General features: G+C 62.8%; 15 protein-coding genes. 13 read left to right on the top strand and 2 right to left on the bottom strand.

The annotated features are described in order from the left end of the window. Positions 1–168 precede the first annotated feature (168 nt). Positions 169–2,949, top strand: a complete 2,781-nt coding sequence (locus FIV42_RS29775; protein ID WP_168211038.1) for an FHA domain-containing protein — start codon at positions 169–171, stop codon at positions 2,947–2,949. Here the strand turns inward: FIV42_RS29775 and FIV42_RS29770 are convergent. Both FIV42_RS29770 and FIV42_RS29765 read right to left on the bottom strand, forming a co-directional pair. Then, entirely contained in the window at positions 2,930–3,613 is a 684-nt protein-coding gene (locus FIV42_RS29770) for an endonuclease/exonuclease/phosphatase family protein (protein WP_246099117.1), read from the bottom strand. The two genes, FIV42_RS29775 and FIV42_RS29770, sit on opposite strands and share 20 nt — an antisense overlap. 5 nt (positions 3,614–3,618) lie before the next feature. Continuing rightward, positions 3,619–5,226 carry a sensor histidine kinase gene (locus FIV42_RS29765; protein WP_141201226.1) on the bottom strand — a complete coding sequence of 536 codons (1,608 nt, stop codon included), beginning with the start codon at positions 5,224–5,226 and terminating at the stop codon, positions 3,619–3,621. A gap of 357 nt (positions 5,227–5,583) precedes the next feature. Here FIV42_RS29765 and FIV42_RS29760 point away from each other — a divergent pair, with 357 nt between their 5' ends. From FIV42_RS29760 to murG, 12 genes are all read left to right on the top strand, one after another. Next, positions 5,584–7,158: a PEGA domain-containing protein gene (locus tag FIV42_RS29760; RefSeq protein WP_141201225.1), complete on the top strand. Its 1,575-nt coding sequence runs from the start codon at positions 5,584–5,586 to the stop codon at positions 7,156–7,158. A 32-nt stretch (positions 7,159–7,190) separates the two neighbouring features. Next, positions 7,191–8,915 (top strand): Kelch repeat-containing protein, encoded by a 1,725-nt coding sequence (locus tag FIV42_RS29755; protein ID WP_168211037.1) that lies wholly within the window; start codon positions 7,191–7,193, stop codon positions 8,913–8,915. 156 nt (positions 8,916–9,071) lie between these two features. Then, the gene (locus FIV42_RS29750; RefSeq protein WP_141201223.1) at positions 9,072–9,275 is read left to right on the top strand and encodes a hypothetical protein; all 204 of its coding nucleotides are present in this window, start codon (positions 9,072–9,074) and stop codon (positions 9,273–9,275) included. 688 nt (positions 9,276–9,963) lie between these two features. Further along, a complete protein-coding gene (mraZ, locus tag FIV42_RS29745; RefSeq protein WP_141201222.1) occupies positions 9,964–10,470 on the top strand; it encodes a division/cell wall cluster transcriptional repressor MraZ in 507 nt (168 codons plus the stop codon). A 380-nt stretch (positions 10,471–10,850) separates the two neighbouring features. Beyond that, positions 10,851–11,828 (top strand): 16S rRNA (cytosine(1402)-N(4))-methyltransferase RsmH, encoded by a 978-nt coding sequence (gene rsmH, locus FIV42_RS29740; protein WP_222615344.1) that lies wholly within the window; start codon positions 10,851–10,853, stop codon positions 11,826–11,828. Positions 11,829–11,964: 136 nt separating this feature from the next. After that, on the top strand, positions 11,965–12,321 hold the full coding sequence (locus FIV42_RS29735; protein WP_141201221.1) for a cell division protein FtsL: 357 nt from the start codon (positions 11,965–11,967) through the stop codon (positions 12,319–12,321). Positions 12,322–12,424: 103 nt separating this feature from the next. Beyond that, the gene (locus FIV42_RS29730; RefSeq protein WP_141201220.1) at positions 12,425–14,497 is read left to right on the top strand and encodes a penicillin-binding protein; all 2,073 of its coding nucleotides are present in this window, start codon (positions 12,425–12,427) and stop codon (positions 14,495–14,497) included. 102 nt (positions 14,498–14,599) lie between these two features. Continuing rightward, a complete protein-coding gene (locus FIV42_RS29725) occupies positions 14,600–16,138 on the top strand; it encodes a UDP-N-acetylmuramoyl-L-alanyl-D-glutamate--2,6-diaminopimelate ligase (protein ID WP_168211036.1) in 1,539 nt (512 codons plus the stop codon). After that, positions 16,138–17,607: a UDP-N-acetylmuramoyl-tripeptide--D-alanyl-D-alanine ligase gene (locus FIV42_RS29720; protein WP_141201218.1), complete on the top strand. Its 1,470-nt coding sequence runs from the start codon at positions 16,138–16,140 to the stop codon at positions 17,605–17,607. The genes FIV42_RS29725 and FIV42_RS29720 overlap by 1 nt, the downstream gene beginning before the upstream one ends. A gap of 75 nt (positions 17,608–17,682) precedes the next feature. After that, on the top strand, positions 17,683–18,822 hold the full coding sequence (gene mraY, locus FIV42_RS29715) for a phospho-N-acetylmuramoyl-pentapeptide-transferase (protein ID WP_141201217.1): 1,140 nt from the start codon (positions 17,683–17,685) through the stop codon (positions 18,820–18,822). A 39-nt stretch (positions 18,823–18,861) separates the two neighbouring features. Next, complete coding sequence (ftsW, locus tag FIV42_RS29710; RefSeq protein ID WP_141201216.1) at positions 18,862–20,130, top strand: putative lipid II flippase FtsW; 1,269 nt, start codon at positions 18,862–18,864, stop codon at positions 20,128–20,130. Further along, the gene (gene murG, locus FIV42_RS29705) at positions 20,130–21,251 is read left to right on the top strand and encodes an undecaprenyldiphospho-muramoylpentapeptide beta-N-acetylglucosaminyltransferase (protein ID WP_141201215.1); all 1,122 of its coding nucleotides are present in this window, start codon (positions 20,130–20,132) and stop codon (positions 21,249–21,251) included. Before ftsW ends, murG begins: the two co-directional genes overlap by 1 nt. The last annotated feature ends 155 nt before the right edge of the window (positions 21,252–21,406 follow it).

The raw sequence follows: 21,406 nt of genomic DNA, 5'->3' as shown, positions 1-21,406 counted from the left end.
AGGGCACCCTCGCACGATAGGTTATGAGCCCGCGGCTTCACAACGGCGCGTGGTCGTGCCCCCGCACAAAGTAGTCGGAAACAGGCCAAATTGGAACTCATACATTTTGGGGCCAAGTTGGCTCCGGTATAGATGGCGCCCAGACGTCAAACTCAGGAAGGTGCATCAGTGGCAAAACTGATCTATCAGGATCCAGATTCCGGTCAGGAAGTTTCGGTCGACATCGGCCCGAATTTTCCCGAAGTGACCATCGGGCGTAACCCGGGAAATATCGTGCGGATCAACAATCCGTCGATCTCCCGCAAACACGCCAAGCTCGTCTTCGACAACGGCCAGGTCACCCTGTACGACCTGAACAGCTCGAACGGCAGCTACGTCAACGGCAGTCGGATTCAAAACCAGGTCTTGGTCGACGGCGATCGGATTCGGTGTGGCGAGTTTCCGCTGGACTTCGTCGAGACTGCGGGCGTCGAGAGCGTGGGGCCGGCGTCGGTCGATGTCGAGCCGGTCGAGGAGCCGCAGGGTGGCCAATTCGGCGCCGGCGGCTTCCAGCAGCAACCGCAATCATCGCCCAACTTCCAGCAGCCCGCCCAGTCTTCGCCGGGTTTCCAGCAGCCGTCCCAGTCTCAGCCGGGCTTTGGCGCCGAGCATACCGAGGGACTCGTCGAGTCGTCGGGCTTTGGCGCCGAGCCGATCAGCGCCGAGCCCATCAGCGCCGAGCCGATCAATCAGGGGCCGGCCGGAGGCGCGCCACCCTCACCGCCGCCGAGCGGCGGCAATCGCTTCGGGCCGTCTGATGACGCCTACGGTGACGATTACGGAGCAAACTACGGCGATAACTACGACGACGGGTATGGAGACGGCTACGGCGATGCCTACGGTGACGACTACGCCGACGAGGAGTATGCCGAGCCGGTCATGCTGAGCGACGGTGACTTCGAAGAGATCGCCGACCAGCCCGTGCAGCCGGCCGACTCGGCGCCCACAGGCGCCGATGACGGCATCTACGAGTACCGCGAGGAGGACGACGACGATCTCGACACCCGCGCCGAGTCGGGCGACATCGTCAAGGACCTGTACGACGATACGACCAACGCCCCGCCCGAAGAGATCGCGCAGGGGCTCGCCGCTGCAGGGATCGCGCCCAGCGGTGGTGGAGCAGCTGTCGATTCGGGCGAGGCCGAGGCGCTGCGCGCCGAAAACGAGGAGCTCAAAGAGCGTCTTGCCCGGCTCGAGGCCGATAACGACGACCTGCAGCGCGAGCTCGACGCCGCCGGCTCCGATCCCGGCGGAGCAGCACAGCTGCAGATCGAGCGGCTCCGCAAAGAGCGCGACCGCCTCTCGGATGAGCGCCGGAATTTGATGCGCCAGCTCAAGGAGACGCGCAGCGAGCTCGAAGCCGCACCCGAGCCCGAGGAGCTCGACGCGCTCGAGGGTCAGTTGGCCGAGGCGCGCGAAGAGATCGACGGGCTGACCGACGAGCTCGAAGCGGCCCACAACGATATCCAGACGCGCGACGACACCATCGACAACCTGACCGCCCAGCTCGACGAGGCCGAGGCGGAGCTCGAGGCGATTCAGGACAAGTTCGCCGAGACCGAAAAGGAGAAGTTCGAGGTGGCCGAGGAGAGCTCGCAGCTCGGCGAGCAGCTCAGCGAGGCTCAAGAGAGCTTGCAGAGCTTCGAGGAGCGCTTCCACCAGGCCGAAGAGAAGATCATCGAGCTGGAGACGCGCATCGCCGAGTTGGAGACCGAGCGGGACGAGCTACAAGAGCAGCTCGACGCGCGTATCGCGACCGTCGAATCGCAAGAGGAGCGCATCGCCGAACTCGAAGGCCAACTCGAGGACGCCAACGCGCAGATCGACACGCTGACCGAGGAGGCCGACGCCTTGCGCGCTCAGCTCACCCAGGTCGAGGACGAGCGCGACGTGCTCCAGCAGACCTTGGATGCCCGGCCCACCGACGACGACGTGGTGGCGCTGCAGCAAGATCTCGAGGAGACCAAAAACGCCCTCGAGACGACCACCGCAGAGCGTGACGAGCTCATCGAGCGCCGCGACACGCTCGAGGCCGATTTGGCCGAGAGCCGCGAGCTGCTCGACGACCTTCAGGATCGTCTCGACACCGTCAGCGCCGAGCGTGACCAGTTCCGCAAGGAGCGCGACGAGCACAAGCAAGAGAAAGAGGCGTTCGCCCGCGAGACCGATTACCTGCAGAGCAATCGGCGCAAGTGGGTCGAGCAGATCGAGGAACTCGAGGCGACCGTCGACGAACTCAAGGCCGACAAGAAGAAGAAAAAGGCCATCTTCGACGAGCTTTCCGGCGACCTGCGCGCGCTGGTCAAGAAGAACAACGAGTTCAAGGCGCGCGTCGCCGAACTCGAAGAGGCGCTCGAGGCCGGCCCGACCGCCGAGGACCTCGCCGAGCGCGAGGAGTTGATGGAGCAGCTCGAAGAGGACCTCGTCGAGGCGCAGGCCAAGATCGAAGAGCTCGAGCAGGATTCGACCGAGCTGACCCGCGAACTCGGAGAAATCGCCGAGGAGCGCGACGCGCTTGCCGAGCGGATCGAGTCGGTCGAAGAGGAGTACGAAGAGAAACTCGAGGCGTTGCGCGCCGACAAAGAGGAGATCGAAGGTTCACAGGGCGCCGAGATGGAAGAGCTTCGCGCCGAGCACGCCGAGAAGCTCGAGGCGCTCGAGGCCGAAAAGGACGAGCAAATCGCCGAACTGACCGAAGAGCGCGACGAACTCGAGGGGCGCGTCGAAGAACTCGCCGCACGCATCGAGGAACTCGAGGCCTCCGACGAGGATGGTGAGGACCTTCAAGCCGAGCTCGAAGAGCGCATCGCAGAGCTCGAAAAGGAGCTCGCCGACCGCGAGGCCACCCTCGAGGAACTCATCTTGGAGCGTGACAAGCTCGAGGACCAGCTCAAGAGTCAGGCGAGCTGAGGATTAAGCTGGCGACGAGCGGGCGGTGATCGGAAGCCTCCCGCTCGTCGAGTATCTGCGCCCCCTCGAAGCGCCCGCCGTGGGCCATCAGGTAATCGATGCGCACCATCGGAGCGGGGTTCGGGTAGGTCTTTCCCTCCACCAGGTCGCCGGCGTCGGCCATGCGGTCTTTGAGCGCATGGATGAAGTCGGCGTCGTCTTCTTCGTTCAAATCACCCATCAACAGGGTGGGGCAGTCTTCTGAGGTGACTTTGCCGACCAGCTCGACGAGCTCGGTGCCGTGCACGGCGCGCTCCGGGTCGCGGTGCGACAGGTGCGTCGAGATGATCCGTAGCGGTTGGCCGTCGGCGTCGACGCGGGTGATGAGCGCCGCGCGCGGCTCGTCGATATTCTGGGTGAATCGAACGATTTCGGGGTTTTGGAGCGGCCAGCGCGACAAGATGGCGTGGCCGTAGTGTTGCCCGTCGTCGTCGATGGTGGTCACGTAGACGTGGTGCGGTAGGTCGCACTGGGTACACAGTTCGGCGGCGGTGTCGCCTTCGGGACCCATTCTCCAACCACGTCCCACCTCCTGCAAGGCCACGATGTCGGGGCGCTGTTCACGGATGACACGGGCGATCGCCTCGACCCCTTGCTGGATGCCCAGGCGGATATTGTACGTCATGACTTTCACGCAGACTCCTTGGCGACGGCGGCGGTACTCTCTGCCTTCTGCACCTGTAAGGGCAACCTAATCACAAACGTGGCGCCGTGACCCTCTCGGGACTCGACCGCGATGCTGCCATGGTGCTCTTCAATGATTTGTTGGGTCATCGCAAGACCCAGCCCGGTGCCGTTCGACTTGGTGGTGAAGAAAGGGTCGAAGATGCGTTTTCGGGCTTCTCGATCGATGCCCTGACCCTCGTCGTGAACTGCAACGACGGCGTGGCCGTCTCGTCGGGTGACCTCGACGGTGACGCAGCTGTCCGGCGGGCTGGCCTCGATGGCATTCTTGATGATGTTGAGCAGTGCCTGGCGAAGCTGGTTTCCGTCGGCCATCACGCCAAGCGTGGCGTCGTCGACCTGCAGGTCGACCTCGACACCTGTTTGCGACCACTCGAACATGTGGAAGTCGATGAGGCTCTCGACCACGTCGGGCAGGTTCCTCGGCTCGAGTTGCGGCGAGGGGAGCCGCGCGTAGACCAAATACTCCTCGGTGATGTCGCGGAGGCGATCGACCTCGTCGATGATCGTCTCCAGAAGCGGCATCACCTCGTCGTCGTCGGCCGAGATGCCTCGTTCGATGAGTGATTCTTGGAGCATCTCGGAGTTCAGGTTGATGCTCGACAGCGGGTTTCGAAGCTCGTGGGTGATCAGGCTGGTCATGCGGCCGACGGTGGCCAGGCGCTCCGATTTGAGGAGTTGCTCGTGCTGCTCACGCAGTTTGGCGTCGCGCTCGGCCAAGCTCTCGGCCATCGAGTTGAACTCGCGGGTGAGCATCGTGATCTCGTCATGGCCCAGCTTGCTTTCGGCGATATCCTCGATGGGGCGGTAGTCACCCTCACCGATCCGCTTGGTCGCTTCGGTCAACGTGGTCAACCGGCGCATGGTCATGAGCACGGCGATCAGGAGGCCCACGGCGATGAGCAGCGCCACGGCGCTGAGCGTGCCCAGCGCGTAGAGGCTGGAGCGCTGGCTGTCGTTGGCGTTCGCCAGCGCCACGTCGGTGGCCGCGCGCAAGTCCTTTCTGAGCGCCGTGATCTGGTCGTCGAGCTGGCGCGCGTCGGTGCGCAGTTCGGCCTGCAGGTCGATGAGCTGCTGGGCGTAGGCGTCGGGGTCTTCACGCGGCTTTTCATCGAGCACCAGTTGGCTGAACCGGCGAGAGCGCCCGGCGAAGCCGATGGCGCGGCTGCGCAGGCTCTGCAGCCGCTCCTCGAGGTTGGCCAACGACGCTTGCTGGGCGTCCGTCAACTCGTCGAGGTTGGCCTCCTCGGCCATCTCGCGGGCGCGCGTAAGCTTACGGGTGAACCGGTCGGGCAGAAAGTAGATGAGCCGCGTCATCTGCAGGGTGCGACGAAGCACCAGCGGGTCGCGCTCATTGAGCACCACGTTGAAGCTCTTCAGGTCGGTCTGCACGTCGCTCAACAACAGTGAGATGGGCACCACCGTGTGGTTGAGTTGCTGGATGCGCTCGTACAGCGTCTGGGTGCGGTAGGTGCCGAACATCAGCACCCCGGTGAAGATCACGACCACCGCGGTGAAGGCCAGAAAGATTTTGGTGGCGATACTGAGGCGCATGGAGTGCTGCCTGGCGGAGTCTTGTGACGGTCTGAGATGCGTTGCCGCGCAGTCTCGGCGTCATCTTACAGTCATCGAGAACCAAGAACCAAGAATCAAGCACATATCAATCCGGCGTGAGCCCATCGGTTCGCGATCGAGCCTCGTCGCTCGCTCAAACCATGACGCACCGCGACACGCGGTTGACGCTGAAAATTGGCACGTGGTATCCAGAAGTCCCCGAAATGGTACACTCGAACGCGTCTCTAGATAGATTGGTTCGACAGTCCCTATCTCAGCCCCGGCTTGGGCGCAAGCTGGTCGGTGTTGGGCCTCCGCGGGACGAGTCGCAGTTACGCGTCAGGAGCTTCGAAAGACATGAGACAGTCTCAACACCAGGGCGTGATGCGGCCATTTGTGGCCGTTTTCGCCGCGTTAGCGTTTGTTTTTTCACCGTTTGCGGTGCTCGCGCAGCAAAGCGCCGACGGAGAACAACAAAAAGAAGGCGAGGGTGAGCAGGCCCAGCCTGCCAAGCCGGCGGGGCCGACCCCGAAGCTTTTCGTGGTGCCGACCCAAGGGGTGCGCGACGAAATCTCGAGCATTATCCCCGAGCGCGTCGGTGAGATGTTGCGCGGCCAACTCGAGGGCAAGAGCCAGATCGAGCTGCTGCCTTCGTACGAAAAGCTCCAGAAGCAGGGCGGTGGGCGTGCCAACGCGGCGGTGGCCGAGGCCGAGCGCCTCTACACCTCCGGAATCGGCCTTCTGACGGCGGGCGAGGATGAAAAAGCCTCGAAGACCTTCCAGAAGGCGGTCGATATCATGGAGCAGAATATCGCCGACCTGACGAACTTCGACGTGCTGGCCGACGCGTATAAGAATATGGCGTTGGCCTACTTCAACGCCGGCTACGACTTCGACGGCCGCAAGAAGATGAAGGTGTTCGCCCACCTGCGCCCCGAAGCCACGCTCGACGCCGAGAAGTTCCCCAAGGAGCTTCGCCAGGTGTTCGAGGACGAGGCCAAGAAGGTCAAAAAGGGCGGCCCCGGAAAACTCATCATCGAGGCCGACGTCGACGAGGCGCTCGTCTATATCGACGGGGTCATGAAGGGCAAGACGCCGGCGACGGTCGAGGACGTGGGCTACGGCTACCACTACATGGTGGTGCGCTCGCCCAGCGGCGGGGTGTGGTCCGAGCAGATTCGGGTGCGCGGTCGCGGCAAGAAGCAGGATTTCAAAGTCGAACTCGGCGCCGGCAAAAAGCAGCAGGCAGGCGAGGACGACTCCGACGCGCCGGCGTTTTACTCGGGGCTGCAAGAGGCCATTAAGTCGGGTAGCTTCGCCACCAAAGAGCTCGAGCCGTATCTGTCCGAACTCGTCACGCGCACCGGCGCCCAGTATGTCGGCTGGGTCGCGATGGTTCGACAGGGCCGCGAGTATGTGGCCGCGCCGTTCGTCTACCGCGCCTCCGACGGCCTGTTGGTTCAGGCTGACAGCGTCAAATTCAACATCCAGCTTTCCAACCTTCGCGTCGGCGTCAGCCAGCTCGCCAACCGCATGGTGACGGCGGTCGAGACGATGCCCGAGGACAAGGCGATTACCAGCGTCGAGCTGGGCGCTCCCGAAGAAGAGGAGAAGCCCACGGTCGCCGCCGGTGCCGGTGAGTCGAAGACCGAGGACGCCGAGCAAGGGCAGAGTGAAGGCGCGGGCGCCGAGGCTGGCGAGGAGAAGCCCACCGAAGTGGCTGCAGCCGACGAGGAGAAGGACGAAGGACAGTCGGTCAAACCGCTGCCCGAGCCGGACCCGTCGGACAAGGAAGGGGAGAGCGACAAGTGGCTCTGGATAGGCGGTGGTGCCGCGGCCTTGGGCGTGGCCCTGGTCGTCGGAGGTATCGTCTACGCCGCTGACAGCGGCTCGGACGGTCCCGAGAGTTTCGACGCCCAGCTGACCTGGTGATGCACACAATGCAAGTTATGACGAAGAGTCGAATGAAGAGAATTAGTGTTCTGGTGGTGCTCTCGGCGCTGGTGGCCGCTGCCGTGGGTTGTGGCGACGAGGTCGAGCGTGACCCCAAGCTCAATATCCAGGTTATCGGATGGGGTTCGGGCCAAGATGGCACCGTCGGGTTTCAGCCGCGGCTGCCGGTGTTCGACACCGCTGCACAGGTCCGAGTCAATTTGACCCATCCGGGCACCGGTCAGCTGGTCAATACGGCCGCCTTCAACCCCTCGGAGCAACGCGCAGTCATCCCCAAACTTCGGTTTGGCAACGACCTGCGCATGGAGTTCGAGGTGGTGGATACGCAGGGTGTTCCTGTCGCCACCGGCGCCACGCCGTTGTTCGACTTCGACGGCGACGAGTTGGTCAAGGGCTACCGTATCCAAGTCGACGAGGTCGATACCTTCTCGCCGGTGGGCTCGGTGGTCAACAAGGCCGGACGCTCCGAGTTGACCCAGAGCCGCATGGACTATCGCGCCGTGCGTGACTTCGAGGCCGACCGCTGGCTCGGTCGCGTCGGTCATGTGACCGTGCCCTACGATGGCGGCAACAAGGCGCTCATCGTCGGCGGCGCCCATGTCGACCCGGTGCGCCGGCCGGCAGGGCTCCCGCAGATCAAGATCGTCCAAGACGACCTGATGGAATTCGACCCGGCCACGGGTTATTTTACCGACCTCTCTTATGACCCGCAGACGCGCGGCGTGCGCGCAAACTCGGCCGACCGCCTCTTCGAAGGGCGCGCTTTCCACACGGTCACCCCGATTGGAAATGACAAGTTTCTGGTCATCGGTGGGTTTACCTCCGGTGATCCGAACGCTCGCGCCCTCAACTCCATCGAACTCATCGACCTGAACGCAGCGCCGGGTACGCGCGTGCAGCAACTCGTCGACGCCAGCGGCTCGCCGCTGACCCTCGAGGCGCCGCGCGCTTTCCACACCGCCACCTATCGCCCGTCGGACAACACGGTCATCGTCGCCGGCGGCATCGGTCGTGGCGGCGAAAACGACGTGCTCGACTCGGTCGAGCTCATCGACCTGGACGAGTCGTCGGTGCAAACCGTCGGCCAGATGGGCGAAGGGCGCGCCGAGCACGAGGCGGTGCTGATGGGAGACGGAGAGACCGTTTGGTTGTTGGGCGGACGTGGGCCTAGCGGTGCGCTCAGCTCGACGGAGACGGTCAGCGGTGACGCCGGAGGGGTGAGCATCAGCACGGCGGCCTCGATGAACACGGCGCGCTATGCCTTCGCAGCGCTTCGCATTACACCGAACAATGGCTCGTTGGTCATGGCCATCGGTGGCTATACCGACCTCGACGGCAACGTGACCGATACGTTCGAATTCAGCAGCTTGGGTCGCGACGAGTTTCTCGCAGAAGGCAACTGGCGTCTTGAAGAAGGCCGCGGCAACCCGCAGGCCATCGAGCTTTCCAACTCCAACAATATCGTCGTGCTCGGCGGTCGGGATGGTTCGCAAGCTCGTCTCACCTCGTCGGAGGTGCTCGAGTTTGGCGACCTGGGCGATCCCAAGCCGTACACAGCCCGAACCACCGAGGGCACCTCGCACAACGAGCGGGCCGATTTCACGGCGACTCCGCTGTCGAACGGCAAGATCCTGCTCATCGGCGGGGTGGGGCGCTTCGATGGCACCACCACCACGCTCGACAGCGCCGAGTACTTCACGCCGCTCGACCCGCGGGGCACGGCTCCGGCAAACTGAGCGATGACACGGATTTGGAACAGCGCTCGGCGCGCATCTGTTGACGAGGCGGAGTCGTCCTGCTAGTTCACACTGCTCCCGAGTCGGCACGTGTCGGCTCGAGCCAGACCAGAGAATTAAGACCAAGACGTTCCATAAACGACAGGAGAGTCAAAAATGGCCGAAGAAGAAAAGAGCAACGAGCAGCCCGCAGAGGCCGGTGAGAATCAGCAGGCCGGCGGCGGCCAGAAGATCATGTGCTTCGTCTCCAAAGAGATGGTGCCCATTAACCAGACCGTCGAGCTCGAGTACGCGGCCGGCAAGAAGGTTCGGGTCATGCCGAAGTACGTGAAGTACGACATGGAGGAGAGCGCCCTGTAAGGGTCGCTGTCAGCCAGCAGAGATTAGAGCGCGGGCCTCACGCCATTTCGATGGGCGTGAGGCCCGCGCTTTTTGCGTTCTACTTCGATCCACCACGTCCCTCCACTTCGATCCACCACGTCCCTCCACTTCGATCCACCACGTCCCTCCACTTCGATCCACCACGTCCCTCCACTTCGATCCACACCCTGTGTTTGGGCCTTCCACTTTCACCCACGGCCGCCTGACACTTTGATCCACGCCGGCGTTCCACTTCGGCCCACATCGCCCTCTGACGCCCATTTCAGTTGGTTGTGACCTCGAGTTGCCCAGTTTTCCACCTGGATCCACCGCCGTTTCCCACCTTCATCCCACTTTTATCCCACTCCGATCCACGCGAATATAGCGGGCGGTGAGTCGGCGGTTTCTGAGGCCTGTCCAGAAAAATTTTTTGGCCTGTGGAAAACCCTGTGGAAAACCTTAAGTGGCTGGAAATTAACGAAAAATTGGGTGTGTTTGGGCGCGCGTTGATCGCGTTGGTTTCCAGTTGATCAAAGACAGCCCTCAATTATTGATTAACTTTCTTGACGGGGGGATCTACCAACCCTATAGTGGGGAGCAGTGGGACGGATTCCCATAACGTGGTAGCGGGTGATAACCCACGGCACGGTCGAGCCAAGGACGGTTCGATTCGTCAGGATGGCCAGCGATGCACGGACGCATCCCGGTCAGCGGTGTTACTCGACGGCTCGGCGTCATGTTTCGAGGTCAGTACGAACATACGATGGACGCCAAGGGCCGCGTCAGCCTCCCGGCGAGGTTCCGCGAAGTACTCGCCGAGATGGATGTCGAGGGTAGCAATGCTGACCGGGTTATCCTGACGCGAAACTTCGAGAAGAGCCTGGAGCTTTATCCGCTCGATAAGTGGCTCAACTTCGAAGAGAAGGTGCGCTCACTTCCGCAGTTCGACCCCAACGTTCAGCGCGTCTTGCGAGTGTTCGTTGCTGGAGCTGTAGAATGCTCACTCGATAGCCACGGCCGCCTGCTCGTTCCCCAGCCGATGCGGCAATTCGGCGGGCTCGAGCGCGAGGTGGTGTGGGTCGGCCAGCTCGAAAAGGTTCAGCTTTGGTCGAAGCCACGTTGGGATGCTGCGGTCGACGCGGCGTTGGAAGACGCCGAGGAGCTGCAGGCCAAGGTCGCCGAGTTCGGCCTATAAGGAGTCGGGCGACAAGAAGCAGGCTGTTTGGGCGGCTTCGAATGCGGATTGGTCACAAATGTTCGGCAAGGTAGCCAGGAGATTTGTGAGCAATGCGGGTTCGAAAGCCCAAAGTCTCAACAAGTTGACTCATGGAAGAGGGCGTTGCGCCTCCACGCGGGACGAGACTCAAGGACGAGTCGCCGAAGGAAGTCTTCAAGGATGAAGCGCGCGTTTAGAACCGCGCGGCCCACGGATGGGCCACCCACTTCTTTCGCACAGTCTCGAACGAGCGACGCCGCCAGCCCACCTCGTGGTTCTCTGACCACGCGCGGTGAGCGCGTTTATGTTCTGCGCGCACGGCGGTGCTTTGTGCTCTACGCTAGTACGAGAGGGTTTCTGTGCCCCAAACTGACACACACAAGTCACACGCATACGGCACCGACTATCACGTGCCGGTGATGGTGCCGGAGGTGCTCGAATACCTCCAGGTGGCACCTGGCCGGCGCTATGTCGACGGGACGGCCGGGGGCGGCGGACATAGCCAGGCGATCCTCGAGGCGAGCACGCCCGACGGTCGTTTGCTCTCCATTGACCGTGATCCGGAGGCCATCGAGACGGTGCGCGAGCGTCTGGCAGGCTTTGGCGAGCGTCTGACGCTCGTGCAGGGCAACTATGGCGACGTGCACCAAATCTGCGCCGAGCACGATTTTCTCGACGTCGACGGTTTGCTCGTCGACGCCGGGGTCAGCTCGCACCAACTCGATGAGGCCGAGCGGGGCTTCAGCTTCAGCCAAGCAGGTCCGCTCGATATGCGCATGGGGACCGACGCGCCCACGCTCGAAGAGTACCTGGCCGCCGTCGAGCTCGACGAGCTCACGCGCGCCCTGAAGGTCTACGGCGAAGTGCGCAAGGCCTACTACATCGCCCGCGCGATCCTCGACGCCTTCGACGCCGGAGAGCTCGAGACGACCGTCGACTTGGCCAACGTGGTCGAGAACACGGTCGGCCGCGGTGCGGGCAGTGGGCGCGGTACGTCGATTCACCCGGCGACGCTGGTCTTTCAGGGCCTGCGCATCGCCATCAACCGCGAACTCGAGACCCTCGAGGCTGCGGTCAAAGCCGTACCCGACGTCGTCCGCAAGGGCGGCCGCGCGGTCTTCATCAGCTTTCACTCGCTCGAAGACCGTATCGTCAAACACGGCTTTCGCGACCTGGCCGAAGATTGCGTCTGCCCGCCGGGGCTTCCCATCTGCGGATGCGACGCCGTCCAGCGGGTTAAGGTGCTCACGTCGAAGCCGGTCTACGCCTCCGACGAAGAGGTCGAGCGCAACCCTCGCGCCCGCAGCGCGCGGTTGCGCGCAGTAGAAGTGCTTTAGGCGGAGCGGGGGCTTGCCTGCATGTTTCGCTAGGCAAGCGTAGCTCTCGCCGGTGCAGCCCCGAGGCTTGCCTTGGGGGCGCCAACGACACGGATTGTCTCATTAACCGAAAGCAAGAAGCTCTACAGGTTGTCCGATGAAGAAGTGGTTGTCTGAGGGAATGGGAGACGGATTTCGAGTGCTCAAAGTGCTCGTCGTGGTCGCCATTCCGGTATGCATTTTGTTGTTCCACGTCTGGAATCAATTCCGCATCACCGAACTCGGCTACGAGGTGGCTCAGCAGACACGCGACCACCGCGAGTTGATCGAGGAGCGGCGCAAGCTGAGTATCGAAGCGACCTTCCAGGGCCGCTCCGAGCGCGTGCTCACCGTGGCCAAGGAGCGCTTCGGCCTCGAGCCGCTCGAGCCCGAGCAGGTCATCCAGATCGACGAGACCGCCTTCGGCGGCGCCTCCGAAGAGCAGGCCTCGCTCGACCTTCGCACGAGAGAATGAACGATTTGTTCACCACGGGGACCACGGTGGCCACGGTGAGAGGAGTTTAGCGAACTCTCCGTGTCCCCCGTGCTCTCCGTGGTGAGTTCTCAGGTTGTGAGCAATGAGCAGCGAGTCGAAAAACCGGCAGAAGTGGGTGCGCGTGCGCATGGCGTTCGTGATCACACTGCTGGTGTGTGGGTTGGCTGCCGTCATCGGCCGCGTCTACTACCTCCAGACCGTGCAAGCGGCTGACCTGCAGGAGATGTCGGTCGACCAGACCGCTCGCAAGATCAAAGTCAAAGCCAAGCGGGGAAGCATCCTCGATCGTCGCGGCGTCGAACTGGCGGTGACCATCGAGGTTCCCAGCATCTTCGCCCGCCCCAAACAGATCGAAAACCCGCGGCTCGCCGCCCGGCGGCTCATGCCGCACATGGACGTCAGCTTCAAGACGCTCGTCAAAAAGCTCGAGTCGGACAGCCCCTTTGTGTGGCTCGACCGGCAAGCCAAGCCGAGCTCGGCCAAGGCCATCAAAAAGCTCGACATCGACGGCATCGGCATCACCACCGGCAGCAAGCGCTACTATCCGCTACAAGAGCGCGCCGGGCAGCTTCTCGGCTTTGTCGGCATCGACGGAAACGGTCTCGAAGGACTCGAGCGTACCCTCGACGAGACGCTGGCCGGCGGCGAATTTAGTATCGCCGGCATGCGCGACGCGCGCGGTCGCACGCTCTTGACGCGCGACCTCCCGCAATTTCGCAAATTCGAGGGCGACAGTGTCGTCTTGACCATCGACGAGCGCATCCAGCGCGTGGCCGAGCAGGCTGTCACCGAGCAGGTCGAAAAGCATGACGCCAAAGGCGGCTACGCCGTCGCCATCGACGTGAACACCGGCGAGGTGCTCGCCCTGGCCAATACTCCGAACTTCGACCCCAATCGCTTCGGGGACTTCTCGTCCAAAGATTGGCGGATGCGCAACATCACCGACACTTTCGAGCCGGGCTCGACCTTCAAGCCGTTCGTGTTGGCGGCCGCCCTCGAGAAAGGCACGGTCAACCTGAACACCCAGTTCGACACCGAGAAGGGCCGTATCAAGATCGGTCGCTACACCATCCGCGATAGCCACGCTCACGACATGCTCTCGGCGGCCGAGATCATCCAAGTCTCGAGCAATATCGGCGTCTACAAAATTGCTCAGACGCTGGGCAAAAAGGGGCTGTACCAGACCCTTCGTGACTTCGGTTTTGGCAGCCGCACCGGCGTCGGGTTACGTGGCGAACAGCCCGGCCTGATCTGGCCGCCGGATCGTTGGGCAGAGGTTAGTTTTGCCAATATCGCCTTCGGGCAGGGGCTGACAGCCACGCCGCTCCAGACGGCCACGGGCATCGCCGCGTTGGCGAACGGCGGTATGCTCATGAAGCCGCGCATCATCAAGGAAGTCCGTGACAAAGACGGTGAGGTGGTCGAGCAGACCCGCCCGACGCTTGTTCGGCGTGTCATCTCGCCCGAGTCCGCCCGCAAGACGGCTTGGGCGATGAGCTTGGTCACCCTCGAAGACGGCACGGGCACCAACGCCGCGATGGAGCACTTCACCGTGGCTGGTAAGACGGGCACCGCCCAAAAGGTCAATCCGGAGACGCGCCGCTACGACCCCGACATGTGGGTGGGTAGCTTTGTGGGCTTCGCGCCGGCCGAAAAGCCCGAGGTCGCCGTGATCGTCATGATCGACGAACCCCAAGACACCCACTACGGCGGTGTGGTCGCCGCGCCGGCCTTCAAGAAGATCATGAAGGAGGCGCTGTCGGTGCGCGGCGTGATGCCGCTGCCCGAAGAAGAGCGCTTTCACTTCGACGATGAAGACGCCCAGGCGGTTGCTGAAAGCGCCAAGAGCGTCGAGTCGACTGTGCCCGAAGACGTGGTGACGCTGCCGACGGTGCGCGTCGAGTCGCCCGATGCGGACCAAGCCGCCCAGGACGGCACGCTTCCCGACCTTCGCGGATTGACCCTGCGTCAGGCGTTGGCCAAGGCTCGCCGCATCGGCGTGTTGCCCCAGATCGACGGGTGGGGCAGGGTGGTCTCCCAAGAGCCCGCCCCGGGCCAACCCATCGGTGAACAGACGCGGCTGACGCTGGTTCTGTCGCCCGCCACCCGCGGCGCGCTCTTCTCCGACGAACCGGCGGCCGGCTCGGTCAAGTAAGTGCAATTCCTGTGCAATTGGCGCAGGAGGTGCAATAAATCCGGATTTGTTCGCCGTTGTAAAACGCGAACGTCAACGCACGGCCGCATGCTAGGGCACTCGATGAAACTCTCCTCACTTCTCGAACAGATCGACGAGATCGAGCTCGCGAGCGGGCGAGCCGACGACGTCGACGTGTGCGACGTGGCATTCGACTCGCGCGAGGTCGGGCCGGGCACGCTCTTTGTGGCGCTTCGCGGCGCGAACGTCGACGGTCATCGTTTTGTCGAGGCAGCAGCTGATGCCGGCGCCGCCGGGGTCCTCGTCGACCGCGACCGGCTTCCGTTCGAGGTCGACTGCCCCGTGCTCACCTCCAACAACACCCGGGCCACACTCGGTGCGGTCGGCGCGGCCTTCTACGAACACCCCTCCTCGGCGTTGAGCCTCGTGGGTGTCACCGGGACCAACGGCAAGACCACCACAACCTGGATGCTCGAGTCGCTCTTCTTGGCGGCCGGCCGAAGGAGTGGGCTCATCGGCACGATCGGCTACCGATGGGGCGAGCACGAGGAGCCGGCGGTCAACACCACTCCCGAAAGCTTGGTCGTCCAGAAGCTCCTGGCGCGCATGCGCGAGGCCCGCGTCACCCACGTGGCCATGGAGGTGTCGAGCCACGGCCTGTCGACGCATCGGCTTCGCGGGACGCGCTTCGACGCCGCGATCTTTACGAATCTGACCCAAGACCACCTCGACTTTCACGGCGACATGGACGCCTACCGGCGAGCGAAAGTCCGCCTATTCGACGAACTTCTTCCGGCTTCCGCGCGCTCGGGCAAGAGCCCGACGGCCATCGTCAATATGGACGACGAGCACGGGAAATGGTTCGCCGACAGGTCGCGTGAGCAGGGCGTGCAGACAGTCACCTTTGGACTTTCGGATGGCGTCGATTGGCAGGCTCGGGAGGTCGAGCAGCGCTTGGAAGGTTCGCGTTTTTTAATCTGCGGGCCCCACGAGCAGTTTGCGGTAGAAATCCCGCTGCTGGGTGATTTCAACGTATCGAATGCGCTGGCCGCCGCGGTTGCAGCGCGTACTGTGGGCTTGACTCCCGACGAGATTACAGCCGGCTTCGGGGCGCTCGGCCATGTGCCCGGCCGTATGCAGCGCGTCGAGCACGACGGGCAACCGACGGTCTTTGTCGACTATGCGCACACTCCCGACGCCCTCGAGCGTGCCTTGGCAACTCTGCGACCCCTTTGCCGCGGGCGGCTGATGGTCGTCTTTGGCTGCGGCGGCGATCGTGACCGCGACAAGCGTGCGCCCATGGGCCGAAATGCCGTCGATGGCGCCGACCTGGTGGTCGTGACCTCCGACAACCCGCGTACCGAAGAGCCCGAGACGATCATTTCGCAGATCCTCGAAGGGGTGGGCGACGCCCCCAGGATCGAGCTTGGCGACCTCGCCCGAGCAACGACTGGGGTCTGGGTCGAGCCCGACCGCGCCGAGGCGATTCGCAGAATTCTGCCGGCCACCGGCCGCGACGACGTGGTGCTGATCGCGGGCAAAGGCCACGAGACGTACCAAGAGATTGGACGGGAGCGGGTGGCGTTCGATGACGTCGAGCACGTCCGCTCCTCCGTGAACACCTCCAAGGAAAGAGTCTGATGGCAGGAATCCTACCCGACAACTCCCTAGAGCCGCGGCGTATCGCCAGCTGGACACTCGCCAAGATTGCCGATGCGGTTGGCGGGCACCTGCAGGGCGCCGACGCCGCGAATATCCGGCCTAGCCGAGTCTCCTCGGATACTCGTTCCCTCAAAGGCGGCGAACTGTTCGTGGCCCTTCGCGGCGAGAACTTCGACGCTCATGACTTCTTGGCTCGGGCAGAGGAGGCCGGGGCGGTCGCCGCGATGGTCGATCGCACCGAAGGCCTCGACACCGACCTCCCGCTGGTAATCGTCGACGATACCCTCGACGGGCTGACGGCGCTTGGAACGGCAGTGTGGCAGGAGGCGAGCGAGGCCGGGTTGCACACCATCGACGTGACCGGTTCGAACGGCAAGACCACCGTCAAAGAGATGCTCGCCTTGCTCTGGGGCGTGCGCGGCGCGGTCTTCGCCACCCCCGGCAACCTGAACAACCACATCGGCGTGCCGCTCGTCTTGTGCGACATTCCGGCCGATTGCGACCATTTGGTCCTCGAGATGGGAGCGAACGGTCCCGACGAGATTTCTCACCTGGTGGCGCTCGCTCCGGGCACCGAGCGGATTATCACCTCGATCGGCGTGGCCCATATCGAGGGGTTCGGCTCGGTCGACGGCATTCGGCGCGGCAAGTCCGAGATTTTCGAGGGGGCTGACGAAGAGACGACGGCCATCGTGCCGTATACCGAGGTCGATAACCTCATTGGTGCCGATTTCCCCGGCCGCGTCATCACCGTCGGCTTCGAAGAAGAGGCCGATCTGACCGTGAGACTGCTCGAGCCGGACGAGGCAGGGCGAGAGGCGCTTCGAGTTTCGGTCAGCTTCGGCGACGACGAGTGGACCATTTGTTTGCCGATTCCCGGCGAGCACCACGCGCTCAACGTCGGCACATCGATCGCGACGCTTCTGGCCCGCGGACTGAGCCTGCGCGAAGATATGTGCAACGCCCAACTCGCCGAGTTGGCGCTGCCGCAGGGCCGTTGGCGGGTGGTCGAGGTGGACGAGAAGTGTTTTGTCGACGATGCCTACAACGCCAATCCGTCGAGCATGAAAGCCTCTTTTGATGCCTTCATGGGGACGAACGACCCCGACGAACGGCCGCGCGTGGCGATCATCGGCGAGATGCTCGAGTTGGGCGCCGACGCCGAGGAGTGGCACCTCGAGGTGGCCGCGGCGATCGCCGGGCACAAGCGCCTCGATGCGTTTATCGCCGTCGGCGAGTTCGCCGACAAAATGGCCGAGGCTGCCCGCGCCAATGCTGCCGGACCTCTCGAGGCCAAAGGATTTGCCGAGGTCGCTCACGCCGCCCGCTGGCTGGCGTCCAAGGGGCCAGCGTTCGTCTTCTTGAAGGCGAGCCGAGGCGCAAGACTCGAAAGAGTGGTTGACCTGATCGAAGCAAAAGGCGAAAAACGACCCGTCGAACAAACCTGACTTGTCCAAAGCCCGAAAAAGATTCGGGTTTTGGCGGTTTCTGGCCCCGTTTTAGTCGACTGGCAGGACGAGATCATGCTTTTTGAACTGTTCTTCTGGCTCAAAGATGAGTTCGGACCGCTGAACGTATTTCGCTACGTCAGCTTCCGGACCGTGGCGGCGATGATGACGTCGCTGCTCTTGAGCATGTTTTTGTACCCCTGGTTCATCCGCAAGTTGCAGATGCGCCAGATCGGCCAAGTGATCCGCGAGGACGGGCCGGAGAGCCACTTCAGCAAAGCGGGCACGCCCACGATGGGCGGGGTGCTCATTTTGTTTGCCGTCGTCTTTTCGACGCTGATGTGGGCCGACCTCAAAAACCCCTATGTCGGCGTGGTGCTCGGTATCACCGTGCTCTTCGGGGTGGTGGGGTTCTTCGACGATTACATGAAACTCAGCGGTCAGTCCTCGGCGGGATTGTCGGGCAAGTGGCGACTTCTGATCGAATTCGGCGTCGCTGCCGGCGCCATGATGATCATGTTCAACTTCGAGGTCTTCGACTACTCGACGACGCTGTATCTGCCGTTCGTGAGTACCGAGAAATTCTCGCTGCAGCTGCCGCTGGCGGTGTACGTGCCCTTTGCGTTGCTCGTCATCGTCGGCACGGCGAACGCGGTCAACCTGACCGACGGCCTCGACGGACTCGCCATCGGGCCGGTCATTGTCGCGGCCGGGACATTCTTGATCCTCGCCTACAGCTCCGCCACAGTCCTCGGCTACGAGGTCGTCGTCGATGGCGTCACCGAAATTCGCAAATTCGACCTGGCGGCATACCTGATGATTCCCAAGGTCGAGGGCGCCCAAGAACTCGCCATCTTCTGCGCCTCGATCATTGGCGCGGGCGTCGGCTTTTTGTGGTACAACGCGTTTCCGGCACAGGTCTTCATGGGTGATGTGGGCAGTTTGTCGCTCGGCGGCGCGCTGGGCACGCTGGCCGTGGTCACCAAACACGAGCTGTTGTCGACGATCATCTTCGGTATCTTCTTGGTCGAGGCGATCAGCGTCATCACCCAGACCACCAGCTATAAGCTGACCGGCAAGCGGGTGTTTCGCATGGCGCCGATCCACCACCACTTCGAGATGAAGGGGTGGCCGGAGCCGAAGATTATCGTGCGCTTTTGGATTATCGCGATATTGTTGAGTCTGATTGCATTAGCCTCGCTCAAACTGCGCTGAGTGAGGAAGTAGTACGACGTAGGCCACGGAGGGCCGACGATGAGTACCGACCTTCTCTCTACCCTTGCCAATCAGCGGCCGGTCAAGACGGCCGACGCCGAGTCCGACTCGAGCTGGGACATGTGGCTTCTGGCCTCGGTGTTCTTGCTCGTCGGCTTTGGTGTGGTGATGCTGTACTCGGCCAGCGCCGTGATGGCGGCCGACAAGTTTGGCGACCACCTCTACTTGGTCAAAAATCAGCTCCAAAAGATCGTGCTCGGCGTGGTGGTGCTCTTCGGGGCGCTTCGCCTCGACTATCGCTGGTACCAGCGGCTGGTCTATCCCATCCTCGGGGGGACCTTCATCATGCTCATTCTGGTCCTGATCCCGGGCATCGGCGCGGTCCAAAACGGCGCGCAGCGTTGGTTTAGTATCGGAGGGATGAGCTTCCAGCCTGCCGAGGTCGCCAAGATCGCCACGGTGATGTTCATGGCGTACTCCGTGAGCAAAAAGGGCGACAAGATGGACAAATTCAGCGTCGCTTTCGTCCCGCACGTGGCCATGGTGGGGCTGTTTGTCGGCCTGCTCATGCAGCAGCCCGACTTCGGTTCGTCGGTGATCCTGTTGACCATCATGGGGATCTTGCTGTTCGTGAGCGGCGCCAAGATCCGCTATCTGAGCGGCTTTGTCGTCGCCGGTGGCGTGCTCGCTTACTTTGCCATCACCGCCCGCGAGTACCGCATGGAGCGTGTCCAAGCCTATCTGGACCCGTTCAGCTACCGCACCGGAATCGGCTACCAAATCAGCGAGTCGCTCATCTCCATTGGCTCGGGCGGGTTGACCGGCGTGGGCCTCGGGAACGGCACCGGCAAGCTGGGCTACGTGCCCGAGCTTTGGAACGACTTCATCGGCACGATCGTGGCCGAAGAGCTCGGCTTGCTGGGCGTGGTGCTCCTCGTCGGGCTCTTCATGACCTTCTTGTGGCGCGGCACCAAAATCGCCTTCGAGGCGAACGATGAATTCGGACGCTATCTCGCCTTTGGTCTGACCGCCCTCATTGGTATGCAGGCGGTCGCCAACCTGTGCGTCGTCACCGGACTGCTCCCCAACAAAGGGCTGACGCTTCCGTTCGTCAGCTTCGGCGGCAGCTCCATGATCGTGGCGCTCTTCTCGGTGGGTGTGCTGCTCAATATCTCGAAGAACCAGCCCGATTACTGGGAGCTCAACCGCGAGGAGCGGGAAGCCAGGAAGGCCGAGCGGCGCTGGAAGAAAAAGAAGCGACGGATTCTCGATCGTCGAGACGACTTGCGTAACGACCTGGACCTCTAATGCCGCTGTTTGGAAGTAAAAAACGTGACCGCCGTGTAGTCATCGCTGGAGGGGGCACTGGAGGCCATCTGTTTCCGGGGGTCGCCGTCGCCGAGGCGATTCAAAAGCTCGATCCCACGGTCGATATCGCCTTTGTCGGTACGGAGCGCGGCATCGAGGCGCGTGTGATTCCCGAGCTCGGCTATCGCCTCGAGTTGGTCGACGTGCCCATGCTCAAAGGGGGCGGGGCGCTGGGGTGGGCGAAGGGCCTGTCGAAGCTGCCGTTCAGCGGTATGCAATCGATGGGCGTCTTCTCCAAACTCAACCCGGGGCTGGTCGTCAGCGTCGGTGGTTATGCGGCCGGGCCCTTTACGATGCTAGCGGCGGTACGCGGCGTGCCCACGGCGCTCATGGAGCAAAACTCGGTGCCGGGCATGACGAACCGGCTGCTGGGCAAAGTCGTCGACCGCGCATTCCTGACCTTCGATGCCAGCGAGCGCCATTTCCCCGACGTCGACTGCGAAGTCGTTGGCAACCCGGTGCGCTCCAGTCTGCTCGAACTCGCCGAAGACTTCGAGTACGAGCCGCCGACCAACCGTGACGAATTTCGTATTCTGATCATCGGTGGAAGCGGCGGGGCCGCCAGCTTCAACAGCCATCTGCCCGCCGACCTCTGTGCTCTGGGCGATCTCGCCGAGCGCGTGGTGGTTCGCCATCAATGTGGAAAGGGCCGACTGAGCGAGGTCGACGGTGGCTACGACGAGTTCGCCGGACAGGCCGAAGTCGTCGAATTCATCGACGACATGGCCGCTGCCTACGATTGGTGCGACCTGTTGATCTGCCGCGCCGGCGCCTCGACCATCGCCGAAGTTCTCGTCCTCGGCATCCCTGCCTTGTATGTGCCTTTCGCACACGCCGCGGACGACCACCAGACCAAAAACGCCCAGGCGATCGCCGAATCGGGCGCGGGTATCGCCATTGCCGACGCCGATGTCGGGCAGGGCCGGGCGACCCGCCTGATCAGCGGCTTGATCCACAATCCGATCTCGTTGGCTAATATCGCCGAACAAGCTCGCAAGCTCGGGCGGCCCCATGCTGCCGAGCAAGTTGCCGAGCGTTGCATGGCAATGATGGACGCTTGAACATCCACTTCAGGGGGCTGGAATTCGCCAGCCCTGTCGACACATCCTTTAAGTAGAAGTTTGGGCCCGCCGATTACTTTTTGACGTGGCACTTCACGATCAAAAAAATATATCAAGAATCCACATGAATAAACGGACGAGAGTTCGAGTGGAGC

The organism is Persicimonas caeni (assembly GCF_006517175.1).
In the GTDB taxonomy this organism is placed as follows: Bacteria; Myxococcota_A; Bradymonadia; order Bradymonadales; family Bradymonadaceae; genus Persicimonas; species Persicimonas caeni.
Note: the sequence above shows the minus strand (reverse complement) of the source record. Positions and strands in the feature narration are given on the sequence as shown.

Bases quoted from the DNA above. Each gene is read 5' to 3' on its own strand.
- FIV42_RS29770 (WP_246099117.1), bottom strand. From the start codon at position 3,613: ATGACGTACAATATCCGCCTGGGCATCCAGCAAGGGGTCGAGGCGATC.
- FIV42_RS29765 (WP_141201226.1), bottom strand. From the start codon at position 5,226: ATGCGCCTCAGTATCGCCACCAAAATCTTTCTGGCCTTCACCGCGGTG.
- FIV42_RS29760 (WP_141201225.1), top strand. From the start codon at position 5,584: ATGAGACAGTCTCAACACCAGGGCGTGATGCGGCCATTTGTGGCCGTT.
- FIV42_RS29755 (WP_168211037.1), top strand. From the start codon at position 7,191: ATGAAGAGAATTAGTGTTCTGGTGGTGCTCTCGGCGCTGGTGGCCGCT.
- FIV42_RS29750 (WP_141201223.1), top strand. From the start codon at position 9,072: ATGGCCGAAGAAGAAAAGAGCAACGAGCAGCCCGCAGAGGCCGGTGAG.
- mraZ (WP_141201222.1), top strand. From the start codon at position 9,964: ATGCACGGACGCATCCCGGTCAGCGGTGTTACTCGACGGCTCGGCGTC.
- FIV42_RS29735 (WP_141201221.1), top strand. From the start codon at position 11,965: ATGAAGAAGTGGTTGTCTGAGGGAATGGGAGACGGATTTCGAGTGCTC.
- FIV42_RS29730 (WP_141201220.1), top strand. From the start codon at position 12,425: ATGAGCAGCGAGTCGAAAAACCGGCAGAAGTGGGTGCGCGTGCGCATG.
- FIV42_RS29725 (WP_168211036.1), top strand. From the start codon at position 14,600: ATGAAACTCTCCTCACTTCTCGAACAGATCGACGAGATCGAGCTCGCG.
- FIV42_RS29720 (WP_141201218.1), top strand. From the start codon at position 16,138: ATGGCAGGAATCCTACCCGACAACTCCCTAGAGCCGCGGCGTATCGCC.
- mraY (WP_141201217.1), top strand. From the start codon at position 17,683: ATGCTTTTTGAACTGTTCTTCTGGCTCAAAGATGAGTTCGGACCGCTG.
- ftsW (WP_141201216.1), top strand. From the start codon at position 18,862: ATGAGTACCGACCTTCTCTCTACCCTTGCCAATCAGCGGCCGGTCAAG.
- murG (WP_141201215.1), top strand. From the start codon at position 20,130: ATGCCGCTGTTTGGAAGTAAAAAACGTGACCGCCGTGTAGTCATCGCT.